We start from the raw sequence: 16,017 nt of genomic DNA, 5'->3' as shown, positions 1-16,017 counted from the left end.
AAAACTTTTTTCAAGCGCTTAGCTTGGCTAATTTGACCTGCTGATTCGTTTTGGTTTCTTACGAAGCCTTCCCGTTTCAACGAGGTCGCATTATAGAGATTTCGATCACACTGGCAAGCCCTTTTTGAAGTTTTTCTTACTTTTTTGATTGTTCGAGCGTTTTTTGTTCAAAACACTCCATTTTCACTAGTATTCCCCTTAATTAAGGGCTTAAGGTGCCTATATAAAGGAGGATTTATGAGTTCAATACGCAGTTATAAAGGAATATCCCCTCAGATTGGACAAGGTGTCTATATAGATACAAGTTCGGTACTGGTTGGGGATATCAAAATCGGTGACGACTCTAGCGTGTGGCCTTTGGTTGCAGCTCGAGGAGATGTGAACCACATTCATATTGGAGATAGAACGAATATCCAAGACGGCAGCGTTTTGCACGTCACCCATAAGAATGCAGAAAACCCTGAGGGTTACCCTTTATTAATAGGTAATGATGTCACTATCGGACATAAAGTAATGCTACATGGCTGCACGATTGAAGATCGTGTACTTGTTGGCATGGGAGCTATCGTGTTGGATGGCGTGATTATTAAAGAAGAAGTGATGATTGGTGCTGGTAGCTTAGTGCCACCGAACAAGGTACTCGAAAGCGGTTATCTCTATGTAGGAAGCCCAGTAAAACAAGCACGCCCATTAAATGATAAAGAGCGTGCCTTTTTACAGAAGTCAGCTGACAACTATGTTCAGAATAAAAACGACTATCTAGACTCTGTGCTTCCAGTTTAAAGCGCTTTGATCTGAATCCGATTAGAGGAGTCATACTCCTCTTCTTCTATTAACTCTTCCGCTAGCTCTTCAATATCGAAACGTAACTCTGAAAAGATAACTAAAGCTTGATCGCCCTCTTCTATCTCTTTACCTGCCAATCGTGATAATTCTTCAATAGATAAGACACATTCGATCAATGCACCCGACTGTTGTGCTGGGAAGGTGATAGATTGACTTGCTTCATCCCAATCTTGGATATCCGGAAATAGAATTGATTGATTCATTTTTTATAATTACCTTGTTACATCTCTAAGTTTCTACGTAATTCTCTTAAAATCTGTTTTGTTCCTGGGCGAAGGCCACGCCAAAGCATAAAGCTCTCAGCAGCCTGTCCTACCAACATACCCAAACCATCATAAGCAGCGTGAACACCATTATCTAGTGCCCACTGATTGAATACAGTCGTTCCAGATCCGTAAACCATGTCATAAACAGCGCTATTAGAATTGAAAATAGCATCAGACACTTCAGGAAGCTGCCCGCTTAGACCAGACGAAGTAGAGTTAATAATGACATCAAAGCCTTCATTAACATCACTTAGCCCTATCCCCTTGATATTGCCATGCGAAGAAAACATCTCAGCCAGAAGTTCAGCCTTGGAGCTGGTTCGATTAGCGACCACCAGCTGTTGTGGGTTTTGGTCGAGTAGAGGTTGAATCACTCCTCGAGCAGCACCACCAGCACCAAGTAGAAGAACGCGAGCCCCTTCTAGGACTACTTGATGTTGAAGAAGATCTTGAACTAAACCTTCACCATCGGTGTTATCACCAATGATCTCTCCATCATCTAGCTTCTTAAGTGTGTTTACGGCACCTGCTAGTTCAGCTCTCTCAGTCAGGCGATTAGCGAACTGATAAGCATCTTCTTTAAATGGCGCAGTGACATTACACCCTCTCCCACCTTCACTAAAAAATGCTTGAGCAGCAGTGATGAATTCACCTTGTTCTGGCTGGAGTGCTGTATAGGTAAGTTGTTGGCTGGTTTGGCGAGCAAATAATGTGTGAATGAATGGCGATTTGCTTTGCCCAATAGGGTTACCGAAAACGGCATAACGATCTACTTGCTGTGTCATATCCTTACCTAACAGAAATAAAAAAGGGTCATCTATATAGATGACCCTATCACTATCCCTATAAGGAAGGAAGAACTACCAAACTCGAGGTTTGAGGTAGTCACTATAAAGCAGAGCTTCTGGTGAGCCTGCTTGTGGTTCATAGCGATATTCCCAACGAGCCAACGGTGGCATCGACATCAATATAGACTCTGTGCGCCCACCGCTTTGCAGACCAAATAGGGTGCCACGGTCATACACTAAGTTAAATTCAACATAGCGACCACGACGATAAAGTTGGAAGTCACGCTCGCGCTCACCGTAAGACGTCTCTTTACGTCGTTCTACAATTGGTAGATAGGCGGCTGCAAAGCCTTCACCGACCGCCTGCATATAAGCAAAGCTCTTATCGAAACCCCACTCATTCAGATCATCAAAGAACAGACCCCCAACACCACGTGTTTCGTCTCGGTGAGGAAGATAGAAGTACTTATCACACCACTCTTTGTGTTCTTGATAAACATCATCACCAAACGGCGCACAAAGATCTTTAGCAGTTTGATGCCAAGATTGGCAATCTTCATCGACAGGATAAAATGGCGTTAAGTCAAAACCACCACCAAACCACCAAATCGGGTCTTCCCCTTCTTTTTCCGCAATGAAGAATCGAACGTTCGCGTGTGAGGTTGGGATATATGGGTTTTTAGGGTGGATAACTAATGAAACCCCCATCGCCTCAAACTTACGTCCGGCTAACTCAGGACGGTGAGCGGTTGCAGAGGCAGGCATTGCTTTACCAGCGACGTGAGAGAAGTTAACTCCACCCTGTTCAAATAAAGCACCATTGGTCATCACGCGAGTACGACCACCGCCACCTAGACGATCGCCAGGTTCTCGCTCCCATGCATCTTCTTCAAACAACGCTACACCATCAGCTTGCTCAAGCTGCTGGCAAATCGAATCTTGTAGGCTCAGTAAAAACTGCTTTACTGCTTCTTTATCAATTGCTGACATCTTACTTCCTTTGCAGGGTTTAACCCTGTCTTAATATTTTCGACGTTTTTGCATCTCTAATTTCGCTTGGCTTCTCACGGCCACCCGTTTGGCCTTCTAGAATCGCGACTAAGTGTTGACCCAGTTGCTGTTGAACTTCTTCAGTCGTCATACAAGGCGGCTCGCCAGTCAGGTTGGCACTTGTAGAGGTTAACGGCTTGCCGAACTCATTACACATTCTTTGAACCAAAGGGTGATCCGTCACTCGTACCGCGATGGAATCAAACTGGCCGCTGACCCAGTCAGTAACTTTGCTGCTGGTTGGCATAATCCAAGTGACCGGACCTGGCCATGTCGCTTTCACTGTTACCAACTGTTCTTCCGTCAACTGGCTTTCATCAATATAAGGAAGCAGCTGCTCGTAACTTGCAGCAATCAAGATCAAGCCCTTTTCAACTGGACGCTGTTTTAACTCGAGTAATTTCTTGATGGCATGTGGATTATCAGGATCACAACCAACCCCAAAAACGCCTTCGGTCGGGTAAGCAATGACTTCACCTTGTTGTAATGCCTGCAATGTATGTTGAAAGTTATCCACGAGTTGCCTCATTAAGTCAGTTATCGAACTCGCTAAGTGTACAAATTATCATTCACTGTGACTAAAGCTATTTGTTTATAAAATGTATCAATTAACAACTTAGACTGACGCAAACGTTTTCCTTAAGTAATTTTACCCGTATAATGCGCGCAAAATATCTAATCACTAATTAAATCGTACCTGAAGGAGTTTGAGATGACTGTCGGTATTATCATGGGTTCTAAATCTGATTGGCCAACAATGAAGCTAGCTGCAGAAATGTTGGATCAGTTTGGCGTGGCGTACGAAACAAAAGTGGTTTCTGCTCACCGCACACCTCAGTTGCTTGCAGACTACGCAACCAGTGCGAAAGAGCGCGGTATTAAAGTAATTATTGCTGGTGCTGGCGGTGCAGCGCACCTTCCGGGCATGGCTGCTGCTTTCACAAGCGTACCAGTTCTGGGTGTTCCAGTTCAGTCTAAAGCACTGAAAGGCATGGACTCTCTGCTTTCTATCGTGCAGATGCCAAAAGGTATCGCGGTAGGTACTTTGGCTATCGGTGAAGCTGGCGCTGCCAATGCAGGCATCCTAGCGGCTCAAATCATTGGTACACACAATGAAGAAGTAATGGCAAAAGTAGAAGCATTCCGTTCTGAGCAAACAGAAACGGTTTTGGCTAATCCAAACCCTGCAGAGGACTAATTTCCATGCATGTTCTTGTGTTAGGCGCGGGCCAACTTGCTCGCATGATGTCCCTAGCTGGGGCACCGCTGAATATTGAAATTTCTGCTTTTGATGTTGGCAGCAAAAATATTGTTCACCCATTAACGCAAGCGATTCTAGGTAACGGCTTAGAAAATGCGATTGAGCGTGCGGACGTCATTACTGCTGAATTCGAACATATTCCTCACGATGTACTTGAGGTGTGTGAGCGCAGCGGTAAGTTCTTACCGACAACAGAAGCAATCAAAGCTGGCGGTGACCGTCGTCTTGAAAAAGCCCTGTTAGACGAAGCGAACGTGAAGAATGCTAAGTACTACGTGGTTAACTCTCGCGAAGACTTTGACGCTGCAATTGCTCACGTTGGCTTACCAATGGTGTTGAAGAGCACACTTGGCGGCTACGACGGCAAGGGCCAATGGCGCTTAAAGACATTAGACAATGTTGACGCGACTTGGGCAGAAATGGCTGAGTGCATTACCGCGACCGACAACCAAGCGATTGTGGCTGAAGAGTTTGTTCCGTTTGACCGCGAAGTATCACTGGTTGGTGCTCGTGATACCAATGGCGAGGTTCAAGTGTATCCACTGGCTGAGAATGTTCACACCGACGGCGTGTTGAGCTTATCGACAGCGATTGATGACATTGAACTGCAAGAGCAAGCTAAAGCCATGTTCACTGCCATTGCTGAGCGTTTAGATTACGTTGGCGTGCTAGCACTTGAGTTCTTTGATGTTCAAGGTTCACTGCTTGTTAATGAGATTGCACCACGTGTTCATAACTCGGGCCACTGGACGCAACAAGGCGCAGAGACTTGTCAGTTTGAAAACCACCTACGTGCAGTGTGTGGCATGCCACTAGGTAGCACTAAACTGATTCGTCCAACCGCAATGATCAACATTCTTGGCGAAGATACTCTTCCTGAGGCTATTCTTGCTCAAGGTGGTTGTCATGTTCATTGGTATGGCAAAGAAAAGCGTGCAGGTCGCAAGATGGGTCACATTAACGTGAGCGCTGACTACAACGCAGAATTACAAAGAGCTTTGTGCTCATTGGCTGAGATTCTTGATAAGCAAGCCTACCCTGCTGTGCATGAGTTTGCTGAGCAGATGAAGTAAGCCTACATTGGCTTATTGATATAAAAAGTTTATTGGATACAAAAACAGCGCTCAGTGAGCGCCGTTTTTTTGTGTCTATAATATCGAGTTATTGAGATTGAATGTGGTGACACTTGCGATCAGCGCATTGCTTCTTGGTACCACTGGCTGTTTTCTTCTCAAGTAACAACGGGAACTGGCACTGTTCACAACGACCTATAACAGGTGGCTGATTAACGGCGAACTTACACTTAGGGTAGTTATCACACGCATAGAAGGTTTTGCCATAGCGAGATTTACGCTCAACCAAGTGGCCTCGACCACACTCAGGGCAGGCAACAAGTGGCTGCTCTTCAGGTTGTTCTTTCGGTTGGTCCAAAGATTCGATGTGATTACACTCTGGATAACTGCTACAGCCAATGAACATCCCAAAGCGACCTTGCCTTAATACCAATTCGTTTTGGCATTTAGGACACGGAACGCCCAGCTCTTTCACCACATGACCATCATTTTGATGAAGAGGCTTGATGTAATCACAGCTCGGATACTGCTTACAGCCTAAAAATGGGCCGTGCTTACCATGGCGAAGCTGAAGCTCCCCACCACACTGTGGACATGGTTCATGCTCTAACGCATGTTCATGTGCTGAAAAAAGCTGATTATCAATCTTACTACTCATGATAAGCCTGTATTAATGCAAGATACCTTGCTCTTTGGTGTACAACAGCTCTTCCATTTGCGTGTAAGCACTTTCATTACCCGGTACATTGAACAGTACCATTAAGATAATCCACTTCAGATCATCCAACTCAAATTCATTGGTCTCTAACCCCATGACACGATCAATCACCATTTCACGAATCTCTGTCGTGAGGACGTTGATCTGCTCAAGGAACAACAAGAAACCACGACACTCCATATTAATACGTGATATCTCTTTACTTGTGTAAACACGCATCGAGGTATTAGAGCACATAGTAATCGCCGCTTGGTTATCGGTATCTTGCAGTGCAGCAAGGTCTTCTAACCAATGGAGAGCCTTATAAATATCATCTTGGTGAAACCCCGCTCGAAGAAGTTCATCTTCAAGTTCGTCTTGATCCACCTGCAATTCAGAATCGCTATGGATGTAGGTTTCAAACAAGTACATCAGTATGTCCATCATCATAGCTTAGCCTCTCCCCTTTCGAATATAGCCACCGGAAACTGCAACAACATGCCCTGAGAGCTCAAGCTCTAAAAGCTGCATCATGACTTCATGCACAGGTATATGGGTTCTCTGTGCCAAAATATCAACGGGTGTCGCCTCTAATCCTACGTTAGCTAACAGCTGTGGAAATGGCAATTGTTCATTTTCACCCTCATTCGGCGTAGGTTCGAATAAGCTCGGCTGCTGATCTATAGACCAGTTTAACAGACTCTTTATTTCAATCAGAACATCTTGAGCATTTTGCACTAAACATGCTCCAGCTTTGATGAGACTGTTACCTCCGCGACTGGTTGGGCTATGAATAGAACCGGGCAGCGCAAACACTTCTCGACCTTGCTCCATGGCATAGCGAGCGGTAATTAAAGAGCCACTCTTCTCAGCCGCTTCCACCACCAAGGTTCCGAGCGATAACCCACTTATAATACGGTTACGACGGGGGAAATGTTCAGGTCTTGGTTTAGCACTCGGTCGAAACTCTGAAATCAGCGCTCCGTTCTCACAGATCCTCTCAGCTAGATTTCGGTGGCGGGCAGGATAAATGGAGTCCAAGCCAGACCCCAACACTGCAAAAGTTTCCCCTCTTTTATCTAGAGCACCATCATGAGCATAGCCATCGATACCTAAAGCTAAGCCACTGGTGACAATTAAACCGTTTTGGACAAACTCTTTGGCGAAGGACTTGGCGGTCTGCAGTCCTTCAATACTGGCATTGCGGCTGCCGACCATCGCGATTTGAGGCTCGATCAGTTTTTCAACGTGACCTTTAACGAAAAGAACACTGGGCGCAGAGGCAATCTCATTAAGCAGTTTGGGATAATGTGGGCAATTAGGGGTAATGATGTGATGGTTAGGCTGTTTTGCTTGCCATGATAAGCAAGCCTCCACTTCTCTTGGGGCTTGCTCTCTTAGATAAGAAATTTGTTTGCCTGATAAACCCATCACTTGCAGCTGCTGGCTTGAGTAGCCAACAATGTTCGAAGGGGAATCGATACTCAGCAGGCGAGAAAGGCGTTTGCCACCCAATTGAGGAACAAAACTTAGAGTTAGCCAAGCACTCAGTTGTTGCTCATTCACTCGGTGCCCTTAACCTCTTCTGTCAAAGCAAGATCCAAAGGCGATACTGCCAGAATGCCCTTGCTAACAGGCTTAGAGCTCTGAGTGATCAACGCGAGGCTAAAATACTCATAAGGACGAATGACCATCAAGCTACCCAGCGAGGTACTTGGCAATTGCACCTTATCGCTCGCCGCAGACTCTTTATAACTGTATTCACCTTGCTTACCAAACACCACCGCACCGCTTTCGCTGAGGGTAAACATAGAACCTTGGCGAAGGTTATCCTGTGAACCTTTGTTGATCACTACCACCTGATTCTTCGCGCTGTATTGGCTGCCATCTAATGAGCCCAAGATATTAGCAAATTGACCCGCCGCACTAGGTGCAGGATAAAACGTGGTAGAGAGCTTCACCTGATCAACACCAAGTTCTGGTAGCACAAGGTCGTTCAGCAATACCTCTTGCAGCTGAGTGTCTATCTGCAAGCTGCTGAACTCAGCATCCACCTCTTTTAAGCGCGCAGTGGCGACCAGTCGCAAAGAGGTAATACTCGCTTGGGGTTGCTGCCGTTGGTAGGTTTCAACTGCGCGGTAGATACCCCACTTTTGATGTTGTTGGTTACCTGAGATAAACAACCGGTCTGCACCCGATAAGAAACGTTTACCATCACTGGTTCCTAATACTCGTTGTGCCGATTCGATATCTTGCTGCTCTACCAAGCGATCAGACTGTAAATAAGGTAGAACCAGTCCCTCGTTGACGGTAGGTACTGCTTTCTTCTCAGAAACACGAATCTTAGGGCTGAGTTTGATAACAGGCTTGAGGCTCAAGACAGGTTCACCATTAATCCAAACCAACGACAGTTTGTCTCCGGGATAAATAAGGTGAGGATTTTCTATCTCAGGGTTTACCTGCCATAACCTTGGCCACAACCACGGGCTATCAAGATACATCGCAGATATATCCCATAAGGTATCGCCCTTTACCACCACATACGCCTCAGGTGCGCCCTGCTTAATGGTTAAAGGTTGAGCGCTATTTTCAGCCGTAGCGGCGAACGAAAGCGAGGCACAAACAAGAGAAAAAATGGGAGAAAAATGACGCATGACCTAGGTTCCTTGGTCTGAATATATGACATCTGATTTGAGAATTACCTTCAGGATGCTGTCATTTGACCTCTAAAATGTCTAGAATTGAGCCAACAAGGTTTAAGCTGTTTCGGCACAGTTCAATATTTCGAGTGTATATGTCTGTATTACAAGTATTAACATTACCAGATGATCGTCTACGTACCGTGGCGAAACCGGTAAAAGAAGTTACCCCAGAGATTCAAAAGTTCGTTGATGACATGATTGAAACCATGTACGACGAAGAAGGTATCGGCCTTGCGGCAACGCAAGTAGATTTCCATCAACGCATCGTTGTTATCGATATTTCAGAAACACGTGATGAGCCAATGGTGCTTATCAACCCTGAAATTACTGAGAAGCGCGGCGAAGATGGAATCGAAGAAGGCTGCCTATCTGTACCAGGCGCTCGAGCTCTAGTACCTCGCGCTGCAGAAGTAACGGTTAAAGCACTAGACCGTGACGGCAACGAATTCACATTCGACGCTGACGACCTTCTGGCTATCTGTGTTCAGCACGAACTTGACCACCTAGAAGGCAAGTTGTTTGTTGATTACCTATCGCCACTAAAGCGTAAACGTATCCAAGATAAGCTAGCGAAGATTAAACGTTTCAACGAGAAACAAGGTTAATAACCGCTGCTATTACTAAATTAGAAGGAAGCCTACCTTGAGTCAGTCTTTAAGAATTGTCTTTGCAGGTACTCCGGATTTCGCCGCCCGTCACTTGGCGGCGTTGTTGTCTTCGGAGCATGAAGTTGTTGCTGTTTACACACAGCCAGATCGCCCAGCAGGCCGCGGTAAAAAACTCACTGCGAGCCCAGTAAAAAACATCGCACTTGAAAACAATATTCCGGTTTACCAACCAGAAAACTTCAAGTCAGATGAGGCTAAGCAAGAGCTAGCTGAATTGAACGCTGACATCATGGTTGTTGTCGCTTACGGCTTATTGCTTCCGCAGGTTGTATTAGATACGCCTCGCTTAGGTTGTATCAACGTACATGGCTCTATCCTACCGCGCTGGCGTGGTGCTGCTCCGATTCAACGCTCTATTTGGGCAGGTGATAAAGAGACAGGCGTGACGATCATGCAGATGGATATCGGCCTAGATACTGGCGACATGCTAAGCATCGCAACGCTGCCTATCGAAGCGACAGATACTAGCGCATCAATGTACGAGAAGTTAGCGGGCCTTGGCCCTGACGCGCTTGTTGAATGTCTAGCGGACATCGCTTCTGGCAAAGCAGTTGCAGAAAAGCAAGACGATGAGCTTGCGAACTACGCGAAGAAGCTAAGCAAAGAAGAAGCGCGTATCAACTGGAGTGATGAAGCTGCGCATATTGAACGCTGCGTTCGTGCCTTCAACCCATGGCCAATGAGCCACTTTGAAGCTGCTGAGAACAGCATCAAAGTATGGCAAAGCCGTGTGGCAGAGCAAACTTCTGATAAGCCTTCAGGTACAATTCTGCAAGCGGATAAAACTGGTATCTACGTAGCGACAGGACAAGGCGTACTTGTTCTTGAACAGCTACAAGTTCCAGGTAAGAAAGCCATGTCAGTTCAGGATATCTTGAACTCACGTGCAAGCTGGTTTGAAGTTGGTACTCAACTTTCTTAATCCGCTTTTAAAGCTGTTAATTACACAGCTTAGAAAACCTTTACGAGGGCAGAGATGTCCTCATGTATTCAAATAAATATTCGGTACCCCTCATGAATGTTCGCGCTGCTGCTGCAAATGTCCTATTCCAAGTTGTCGATAAAGGCCACTCTCTTTCACACGCTCTCCCTGCGGCTCAAAAAACGATCCGTCCGCGAGACCATGCTCTACTGCAAGAGATTTGCTACGGCGCACTTCGTTATCTGCCTCGTTTAGAGTCAATCGCTAACGAACTGATGGAAAACCCGCTTAAAGGTAAAAAGCGTGTATTCCACCACCTAATCTTGGTGGGCATTTACCAACTAAGCTTCATGCGTATCCCTTCGCATGCCGCGGTTGCTGAAACGGTTGAGGGTACTAAGACACTGCGCGGTCCAAGCCTGAGTGGTTTGATCAACGCTGTGTTACGTAGCTACCTACGTGACCAAGAAGAACTAGACGAGAAAGCCGTTAGCCACAATGCAGGCAAATACGGCCACCCAAGCTGGATTCTAAAAATGCTTCAAGAGAGCTACCCAGATCAATGGGAGCAACTGGTTGAAGCAAACAACAGCAAGGCACCAATGTGGCTGCGCGTTAACCGCCAACACCACACTCGTGACGAGTATGTAGAACTGCTTAAAAACGAAAACATTGAATACACATTGCACCCAGAAGCAGCTGATGCCATAAAATTAGCTGCACCTTGTGATGTTACTTTGCTTCCTGGCTTCGACAGGGGTTGGGTATCAGTGCAAGATGCTGCCGCTCAGCTTTCGGTTGATTACCTAACACCAAAAGATGGTGAGCTGATCTTAGATTGTTGTGCTGCACCAGGTGGTAAAACGGCACACATTCTTGAGCACACTCAAGATACTGAAGTGGTTGCGATTGACTGCGACATTAAACGTCTAGACCGCGTTTACGATAACCTTGAGCGTCTACAACTGCGTGCCGACGTAATTTGTGGTGATGCTCGCTACCCAGAAGAGTGGTGGATGGGTGATAAGTTCGACCGTATCCTACTTGATGCACCTTGTTCAGCGACTGGCGTCATTCGCCGTCACCCTGACATCAAGTGGCTACGTCGTGCGTCTGACATTGATGCGCTGGCTGAACTGCAAAGCGAAATTATGGATGCAATGTGGCGTCAGCTGAAAGAAGGCGGCACCATGGTTTATGCGACATGTTCTATCACGCCGCAAGAAAACGTGCTGCAAGTGAAAGCATTCCTAGCACGTACTGAAAACGCAACGCTGGTTGGGTCTGATATCGAAAATCCGGGTCGTCAAATACTACCTGGAGAAGAAGATATGGATGGCTTCTACTACGCAGTTCTAGTAAAACAGGCATAACAACTAACAGCGGCTAAGAATTTATTTCTTAGCCGCTGTTTCTTTCTAGTGCATTATCAAAACAAAGTTAGATAACTAGAATTACCACGGTAAAGAAAAGAGAAAGGCTATGAAGATCATTATCCTAGGTGCTGGACAAGTTGGCGGTACCCTTGCTGAAAACCTGGTTGGTGAAAACAACGACATCACCATTGTCGACCGTAATGCTGACCGACTTCGTGAACTTCAGGATAAGTACGACCTTAGGGTTGTAAACGGTTATGCCAGCCACCCAAACACACTACGTGAAGCGGGTGCGCAAGATGCCGACATGTTAGTTGCCGTAACTAACATGGATGAAACCAACATGGCTGCGTGTCAGGTTGCTTTCTCTCTTTTCAATACGCCGAACCGAATTGCTCGTATTCGTTCTCCTCAATACCTAGAAGAGAAAGAAGCGCTATTCAAATCAGGTGCCATCCCAGTCGATCACCTGATCGCACCCGAAGAACTAGTGACCAGCTACATCGAGCGCCTGATTCAATACCCAGGCGCACTGCAGGTTGTGAGCTTTGCTGAACAGAAGGTTAGCCTAGTAGCAGTAAAAGCCTACTACGGTGGTCCACTGGTGGGTAACGCACTGTCTGCTTTGCGTGAGCACATGCCGCACATTGATACCCGTGTTGCCGCTATTTTCCGTCAAGGTCGCCCTATTCGCCCACAAGGCACCACCATCATTGAAGCCGATGATGAGGTTTTCTTTGTGGCAGCGAGTAACCATATCCGCTCAGTAATGAGTGAGCTACAACGCCTAGAGAAACCGTACCGCCGCATCATGATTGTCGGTGGTGGTAACATTGGTGCAAGCTTGGCAAAACGCCTTGAGCAGAGCTACAGCATCAAGCTTATCGAGCGCAGCTACACTCGCGCCGAGAAGCTGTCTGAAGAATTAGAAAACACCATCGTCTTCTGTGGCGATGCGGCAGACCAAGAGCTGCTAACCGAAGAGAACATCGATCAAGTGGACGTGTTCATTGCCCTAACCAATGAAGATGAAACCAACATCATGTCAGCAATGCTGGCGAAGCGAATGGGTGCCAAGAAGGTAATGGTACTGATTCAGCGTGGTGCTTACGTAGACCTTGTTCAGGGTGGCGTGATTGATATTGCTATCTCTCCACAGCAAGCGACCATTTCTGCGCTGCTTACTCACGTTCGTCGTGCTGATATTGTTAACGTATCATCTCTACGTCGCGGCGCTGCAGAGGCGATCGAAGCCATTGCTCACGGTGACGAAACCACATCGAAAGTGGTTGGCCGAGCGATTGGCGACATCAAGCTACCACCGGGCACCACTATTGGTGCGATTGTTCGCGGAGAAGAAGTACTTATCGCGCACGATAGAACCGTAATCGAACAAGATGACCACGTAGTGATGTTCCTAGTGGACAAGAAATACGTACCGGATGTTGAGTCTCTATTCCAACCGAGCCCGTTCTTCTTATAGCCTTGTTCTCGTGAGCTTCTTCTCGCAACTTTCTTTTGTGAGAACGGCGCTCCGGCACAAAGCTGTAATCAATTAAAGCTATGGTCTATTAAGCTATGGTCAACTTTCGTCCGATATTATTAGTGATAGGGTTAGTGTTATCAAAACTCGCCCTTTTCATGTACATCCCTACATTGGTTGCCTTTTTCACAGGCACCGGTGGCTTCCTCGAGTTTGGTCAGTCGGTAGTGATCACGCACATTGTGGCGTTCATCTGCTTGAGCTTAGGCCGTTCAGCTAAGTTCCGACTTGGGGTACGGGACATGTTCCTGATCACCTCTCTGGTATGGACGATAGCCAGTGCCTTTGCTGCACTGCCGTTTGTCTTCATCAACCACATCAGCTTCATTGACGCCTATTTTGAAACCATGTCTGGTATCACCACGACAGGCTCAACCGTATTAAGCGGCTTAGACAGCATGGCTCCAAGTATTCTGTTGTGGCGTTCTATACTGCAATGGTTAGGTGGCATCGGCTTCATCGTTATGGCGGTAGCGGTTCTGCCAATGCTCAACGTCGGTGGTATGCGCCTGTTCCAAACCGAATCATCCGATTGGTCAGATAAAAGCAGCCCACGAGCGAAAACGGTCGCCAAGAACATCGTGGCGGTTTATCTGGTTCTGACTGGGTTGTGCATCATTAGCTACCTGTTTGCAGGCATGGGTATCTTTGACGCAATCAATCATGCCTTCACAACACTGTCTACGGGTGGTTACTCAACATCAGATGGCTCAATGAACCACTTCTCTAACAGTGCTCACTGGGTAGGAACCCTGTTCATGTTCCTTGGTGGTCTGCCGTTCCTACTGTTTGTTAGCGCACTGCGTGGTAGAAAACTCTCAATCCTCTACAAAGACGCGCAAGTGAGAGGTTTCACCTATCTATTCTTGGTCACCAGTGCCGTGATATCGACATGGTTGGTGGTTAGAGATGGCTACACAGTCATGGATGCGATGCGTGTTTCGATGTTCAACATTGTGTCAGTCGTAACCACAACCGGTTTTGGCTTAGAAGATTTCACCGCGTGGGGCGCTTTGCCTACCACGCTGTTTGCCTTTTTAATGATGGCGGGCGCGTGCTCAGGTTCAACCTCTGGTGGTATCAAGATCTTCCGCTTCCAGATCGCGATGACCATGCTTCATAAGCAGATGATGAAACTGATTCACCCGTCGGGCGTGTTTGTTCAACGCTACAATCAGCGACCGGTGAATGACGATATTGTGCGTTCACTAGTCGCATTTGGTTTGATGTTCTTTATTACGATTATCTTAATTGCAGGTGGCTTGAGCGCGATGGGGCTTGATCCCGTGACCAGTATATCTGGCGCTATCACAGCCGTTGCCAACGTTGGTCCTGGTATGGGCAGCGTTATCGGTCCAACCGGGAACTTTGCTCCACTGCCCGACGCCGCTAAATGGTTGCTAAGCTTAGGAATGCTGATGGGGCGACTCGAGATATTGACGCTCATTGTTCTATTTTTCCCAGCCTTTTGGCGACGTTAACCAAGCACAAAATCAAGGAAACACAGATGAAATCATACGTACTTCTCGCTAGCGCATTGCTCGCAAACTCAGTATTCGTAAGTTCTGCCTTTGCTGATCAAATGGTCACCTTGCCTGATGGCAAGCAAGTGTTACTCAAAGATGATTTTACTTGGCAATACGTGGCACCAAAGCAAACGGAAGCAGCAACGACAACATCAGAGACTGCAGTGCCTGTCGTAGCCGTACCTGTCGCAACGAACACGCGTGGCACTACGATTGTGGTTAATAGTAAAAAGCCAAGCTTACAGCTGTCTCAGTCAGGAGTGGATGTTGTACTGGGTGCAAGTCGCTATGAAGATGGTGAGCTTATCATTCCGACAGCCATCACTAACCAAGGCACTCAAGCGGTCATTTTGGTATCACTTAACATCAGCGTATTTACTGCAGAAGGTGAGTTGTTGGCAGAAGAAGAAGTTGCTGTGTGGAAATCAATCAAACGAATGGCCGACACATACCTACGACCAAAGACGGGTGAAGAAGGCAAGCTCATCAAGCTCGACCTAGAACAACACCCTGAATATCAGATTAAAGCTGAGATTACTGAGGTACTGGCTCGCTAAACCGGAGTCACGTACAAATAAATAGCGAAGAAATGGCAAGCGCAGCCCGCCAACACAAACAAATGCCAGATGGCATGATTGTAAGGGATGCGTTTTGCCACATAGAAAATCACACCCAACGAGTAAATCACGCCACCGAGTGCTAGTAGCACCAAACCACCCATCTCGATATTCATCGCCAGTTGATAAACCACAATCAGCGATAACCAACCCATCGCCAAGTAAGTCACCAATGACAAACGCTTAAATCGGTAGACGAAGGCAATCTTCATAATGATTCCGACTAGCGCGATACCCCAAATCACTGCCATCAAACCCATCGCCAATGGTGTTCTTAAACTCACCAATAAAAATGGCGTGTAACTGCCCGCGATCAATAAGTAGATCGCACAGTGATCGAGAGTTTTCAGTAATCGCTTGGTCTTTTCTGTGGTGATCGAGTGATAAAGCGTGGAAGCGAGAAAGAGTAGGATAATACTGCTGCCATATACCGCCATACTCGCAATAGTCAGTATGTCGGCTTGATGGTCAAACGCACGAATCAGCAGCAGGATTAAACCAACCACGCCAAGCACAACACCCAAGCCATGGGTTATCGCATTGGCGCGTTCTTCGATGTCACTGTATTCGCTCGCCGATGATGCAGACATGATTATCCTACTAGAGTAAATGTTCGATTTGCCTAGTATTGCACATTAAGCTTACACGTGTAAGCTTAAATTTTTATGATATCTTTTATGAC

At 46.6% G+C, this 16,017-nt stretch carries 18 protein-coding genes; 9 read left to right on the top strand and 9 right to left on the bottom strand.

Annotated elements, in window-relative coordinates; all coding sequences use genetic code 11:
- Positions 1 to 237: 237 nt before the first annotated feature.
- Positions 238 to 783, top strand: coding sequence for a gamma carbonic anhydrase family protein (locus tag AB4558_RS14365; RefSeq protein ID WP_017092405.1), 546 nt, complete (start codon positions 238 to 240; stop codon positions 781 to 783).
- On the opposite strand, the gene AB4558_RS14360 is transcribed toward AB4558_RS14365, so the two are convergent.
- The 4 genes from AB4558_RS14360 to AB4558_RS14345 all read right to left on the bottom strand — a co-directional run bounded on the left by AB4558_RS14360 (position 780) and on the right by AB4558_RS14345 (position 3,467).
- Positions 780 to 1,049, bottom strand: coding sequence for a DUF1488 domain-containing protein (locus AB4558_RS14360; protein ID WP_017081754.1), 270 nt, complete (start codon positions 1,047 to 1,049; stop codon positions 780 to 782). The two genes, AB4558_RS14365 and AB4558_RS14360, sit on opposite strands and share 4 nt — an antisense overlap.
- A gap of 17 nt (positions 1,050 to 1,066) precedes the next feature.
- Positions 1,067 to 1,897, bottom strand: a complete 831-nt coding sequence (gene aroE / locus AB4558_RS14355; protein ID WP_108185960.1) for a shikimate dehydrogenase — start codon at positions 1,895 to 1,897, stop codon at positions 1,067 to 1,069.
- 75 nt (positions 1,898 to 1,972) lie between these two features.
- Positions 1,973 to 2,890: an oxygen-dependent coproporphyrinogen oxidase gene (gene hemF / locus AB4558_RS14350; RefSeq protein WP_372158875.1), complete on the bottom strand. Its 918-nt coding sequence runs from the start codon at positions 2,888 to 2,890 to the stop codon at positions 1,973 to 1,975.
- Between the two features lie 19 nt (positions 2,891 to 2,909).
- Positions 2,910 to 3,467, bottom strand: a complete 558-nt coding sequence (locus AB4558_RS14345) for an L-threonylcarbamoyladenylate synthase (RefSeq protein ID WP_017058767.1) — start codon at positions 3,465 to 3,467, stop codon at positions 2,910 to 2,912.
- A gap of 195 nt (positions 3,468 to 3,662) precedes the next feature.
- On the opposite strand from AB4558_RS14345, the gene purE reads away from it, so the two are divergent.
- Both purE and AB4558_RS14335 read left to right on the top strand, forming a co-directional pair.
- Positions 3,663 to 4,148, top strand: a complete 486-nt coding sequence (purE, locus tag AB4558_RS14340) for a 5-(carboxyamino)imidazole ribonucleotide mutase (RefSeq protein WP_004735777.1) — start codon at positions 3,663 to 3,665, stop codon at positions 4,146 to 4,148.
- A 5-nt stretch (positions 4,149 to 4,153) separates the two neighbouring features.
- A complete protein-coding gene (locus AB4558_RS14335; protein WP_102321074.1) occupies positions 4,154 to 5,284 on the top strand; it encodes a 5-(carboxyamino)imidazole ribonucleotide synthase in 1,131 nt (376 codons plus the stop codon).
- An 88-nt stretch (positions 5,285 to 5,372) separates the two neighbouring features.
- Here AB4558_RS14335 and AB4558_RS14330 read toward each other — a convergent pair whose 3' ends face one another.
- The 4 genes from AB4558_RS14330 to AB4558_RS14315 are packed head-to-tail and all read right to left on the bottom strand — an operon-like array spanning position 5,373 to position 8,635.
- Positions 5,373 to 5,942: a type I DNA topoisomerase gene (locus AB4558_RS14330; protein WP_017063003.1), complete on the bottom strand. Its 570-nt coding sequence runs from the start codon at positions 5,940 to 5,942 to the stop codon at positions 5,373 to 5,375.
- Between the two features lie 12 nt (positions 5,943 to 5,954).
- Positions 5,955 to 6,431, bottom strand: a complete 477-nt coding sequence (locus AB4558_RS14325) for a DUF494 family protein (protein ID WP_029235095.1) — start codon at positions 6,429 to 6,431, stop codon at positions 5,955 to 5,957.
- 3 nt (positions 6,432 to 6,434) lie between these two features.
- Positions 6,435 to 7,547 (bottom strand): DNA-processing protein DprA, encoded by a 1,113-nt coding sequence (dprA, locus tag AB4558_RS14320; protein WP_017071760.1) that lies wholly within the window; start codon positions 7,545 to 7,547, stop codon positions 6,435 to 6,437.
- Complete coding sequence (locus AB4558_RS14315; RefSeq protein ID WP_229648151.1) at positions 7,544 to 8,635, bottom strand: LysM peptidoglycan-binding domain-containing protein; 1,092 nt, start codon at positions 8,633 to 8,635, stop codon at positions 7,544 to 7,546. Before AB4558_RS14315 ends, dprA begins: the two co-directional genes overlap by 4 nt.
- A gap of 140 nt (positions 8,636 to 8,775) precedes the next feature.
- Between AB4558_RS14315 and def the strand changes: the two genes are divergently transcribed.
- The 6 genes from def to AB4558_RS14285 all read left to right on the top strand — a co-directional run bounded on the left by def (position 8,776) and on the right by AB4558_RS14285 (position 15,275).
- Positions 8,776 to 9,288, top strand: a complete 513-nt coding sequence (gene def / locus AB4558_RS14310; RefSeq protein WP_017058772.1) for a peptide deformylase — start codon at positions 8,776 to 8,778, stop codon at positions 9,286 to 9,288.
- A 37-nt stretch (positions 9,289 to 9,325) separates the two neighbouring features.
- Complete coding sequence (gene fmt, locus AB4558_RS14305) at positions 9,326 to 10,273, top strand: methionyl-tRNA formyltransferase (protein ID WP_017063006.1); 948 nt, start codon at positions 9,326 to 9,328, stop codon at positions 10,271 to 10,273.
- 92 nt (positions 10,274 to 10,365) lie between these two features.
- Positions 10,366 to 11,646: a 16S rRNA (cytosine(967)-C(5))-methyltransferase RsmB gene (gene rsmB, locus AB4558_RS14300; RefSeq protein ID WP_017058774.1), complete on the top strand. Its 1,281-nt coding sequence runs from the start codon at positions 10,366 to 10,368 to the stop codon at positions 11,644 to 11,646.
- 109 nt (positions 11,647 to 11,755) lie between these two features.
- Positions 11,756 to 13,132 carry a Trk system potassium transporter TrkA gene (trkA, locus tag AB4558_RS14295; RefSeq protein ID WP_004735766.1) on the top strand — a complete coding sequence of 459 codons (1,377 nt, stop codon included), beginning with the start codon at positions 11,756 to 11,758 and terminating at the stop codon, positions 13,130 to 13,132.
- A gap of 95 nt (positions 13,133 to 13,227) precedes the next feature.
- The gene (locus AB4558_RS14290) at positions 13,228 to 14,673 is read left to right on the top strand and encodes a TrkH family potassium uptake protein (protein ID WP_029235459.1); all 1,446 of its coding nucleotides are present in this window, start codon (positions 13,228 to 13,230) and stop codon (positions 14,671 to 14,673) included.
- A 26-nt stretch (positions 14,674 to 14,699) separates the two neighbouring features.
- Positions 14,700 to 15,275, top strand: coding sequence for a DUF3157 family protein (locus tag AB4558_RS14285; protein WP_017065828.1), 576 nt, complete (start codon positions 14,700 to 14,702; stop codon positions 15,273 to 15,275).
- Here the strand turns inward: AB4558_RS14285 and AB4558_RS14280 are convergent.
- Positions 15,272 to 15,925, bottom strand: a complete 654-nt coding sequence (locus AB4558_RS14280; RefSeq protein WP_017063010.1) for a hemolysin III family protein — start codon at positions 15,923 to 15,925, stop codon at positions 15,272 to 15,274. The genes AB4558_RS14285 and AB4558_RS14280 overlap by 4 nt on opposite strands.
- Between the last annotated feature and the right edge of the window lie 92 nt (positions 15,926 to 16,017).

It is taken from the genome of Vibrio sp. 10N.222.51.C5 (assembly GCF_041474575.1).
GTDB lineage: Bacteria > Pseudomonadota > Gammaproteobacteria > Enterobacterales > Vibrionaceae > Vibrio > Vibrio crassostreae_C.
The sequence above is the reverse complement of the archived record's forward strand: the minus strand, read 5'-3'. Positions and strand labels throughout refer to the sequence as shown.

Coding starts and splice junctions, on each gene's coding strand:
- AB4558_RS14365 (WP_017092405.1), top strand. CDS start 238: ATGAGTTCAATACGCAGTTATAAAGGAATATCCCCTCAGATTGGACAA.
- AB4558_RS14360 (WP_017081754.1), bottom strand. CDS start 1,049: ATGAATCAATCAATTCTATTTCCGGATATCCAAGATTGGGATGAAGCA.
- aroE (WP_108185960.1), bottom strand. CDS start 1,897: ATGACACAGCAAGTAGATCGTTATGCCGTTTTCGGTAACCCTATTGGG.
- hemF (WP_372158875.1), bottom strand. CDS start 2,890: ATGTCAGCAATTGATAAAGAAGCAGTAAAGCAGTTTTTACTGAGCCTA.
- purE (WP_004735777.1), top strand. CDS start 3,663: ATGACTGTCGGTATTATCATGGGTTCTAAATCTGATTGGCCAACAATG.
- AB4558_RS14335 (WP_102321074.1), top strand. CDS start 4,154: ATGCATGTTCTTGTGTTAGGCGCGGGCCAACTTGCTCGCATGATGTCC.
- AB4558_RS14330 (WP_017063003.1), bottom strand. CDS start 5,942: ATGAGTAGTAAGATTGATAATCAGCTTTTTTCAGCACATGAACATGCG.
- AB4558_RS14325 (WP_029235095.1), bottom strand. CDS start 6,431: ATGATGATGGACATACTGATGTACTTGTTTGAAACCTACATCCATAGC.
- AB4558_RS14315 (WP_229648151.1), bottom strand. CDS start 8,635: ATGCGTCATTTTTCTCCCATTTTTTCTCTTGTTTGTGCCTCGCTTTCG.
- def (WP_017058772.1), top strand. CDS start 8,776: ATGTCTGTATTACAAGTATTAACATTACCAGATGATCGTCTACGTACC.
- rsmB (WP_017058774.1), top strand. CDS start 10,366: ATGAATGTTCGCGCTGCTGCTGCAAATGTCCTATTCCAAGTTGTCGAT.
- trkA (WP_004735766.1), top strand. CDS start 11,756: ATGAAGATCATTATCCTAGGTGCTGGACAAGTTGGCGGTACCCTTGCT.
- AB4558_RS14290 (WP_029235459.1), top strand. CDS start 13,228: ATGGTCAACTTTCGTCCGATATTATTAGTGATAGGGTTAGTGTTATCA.
- AB4558_RS14285 (WP_017065828.1), top strand. CDS start 14,700: ATGAAATCATACGTACTTCTCGCTAGCGCATTGCTCGCAAACTCAGTA.
- AB4558_RS14280 (WP_017063010.1), bottom strand. CDS start 15,925: ATGTCTGCATCATCGGCGAGCGAATACAGTGACATCGAAGAACGCGCC.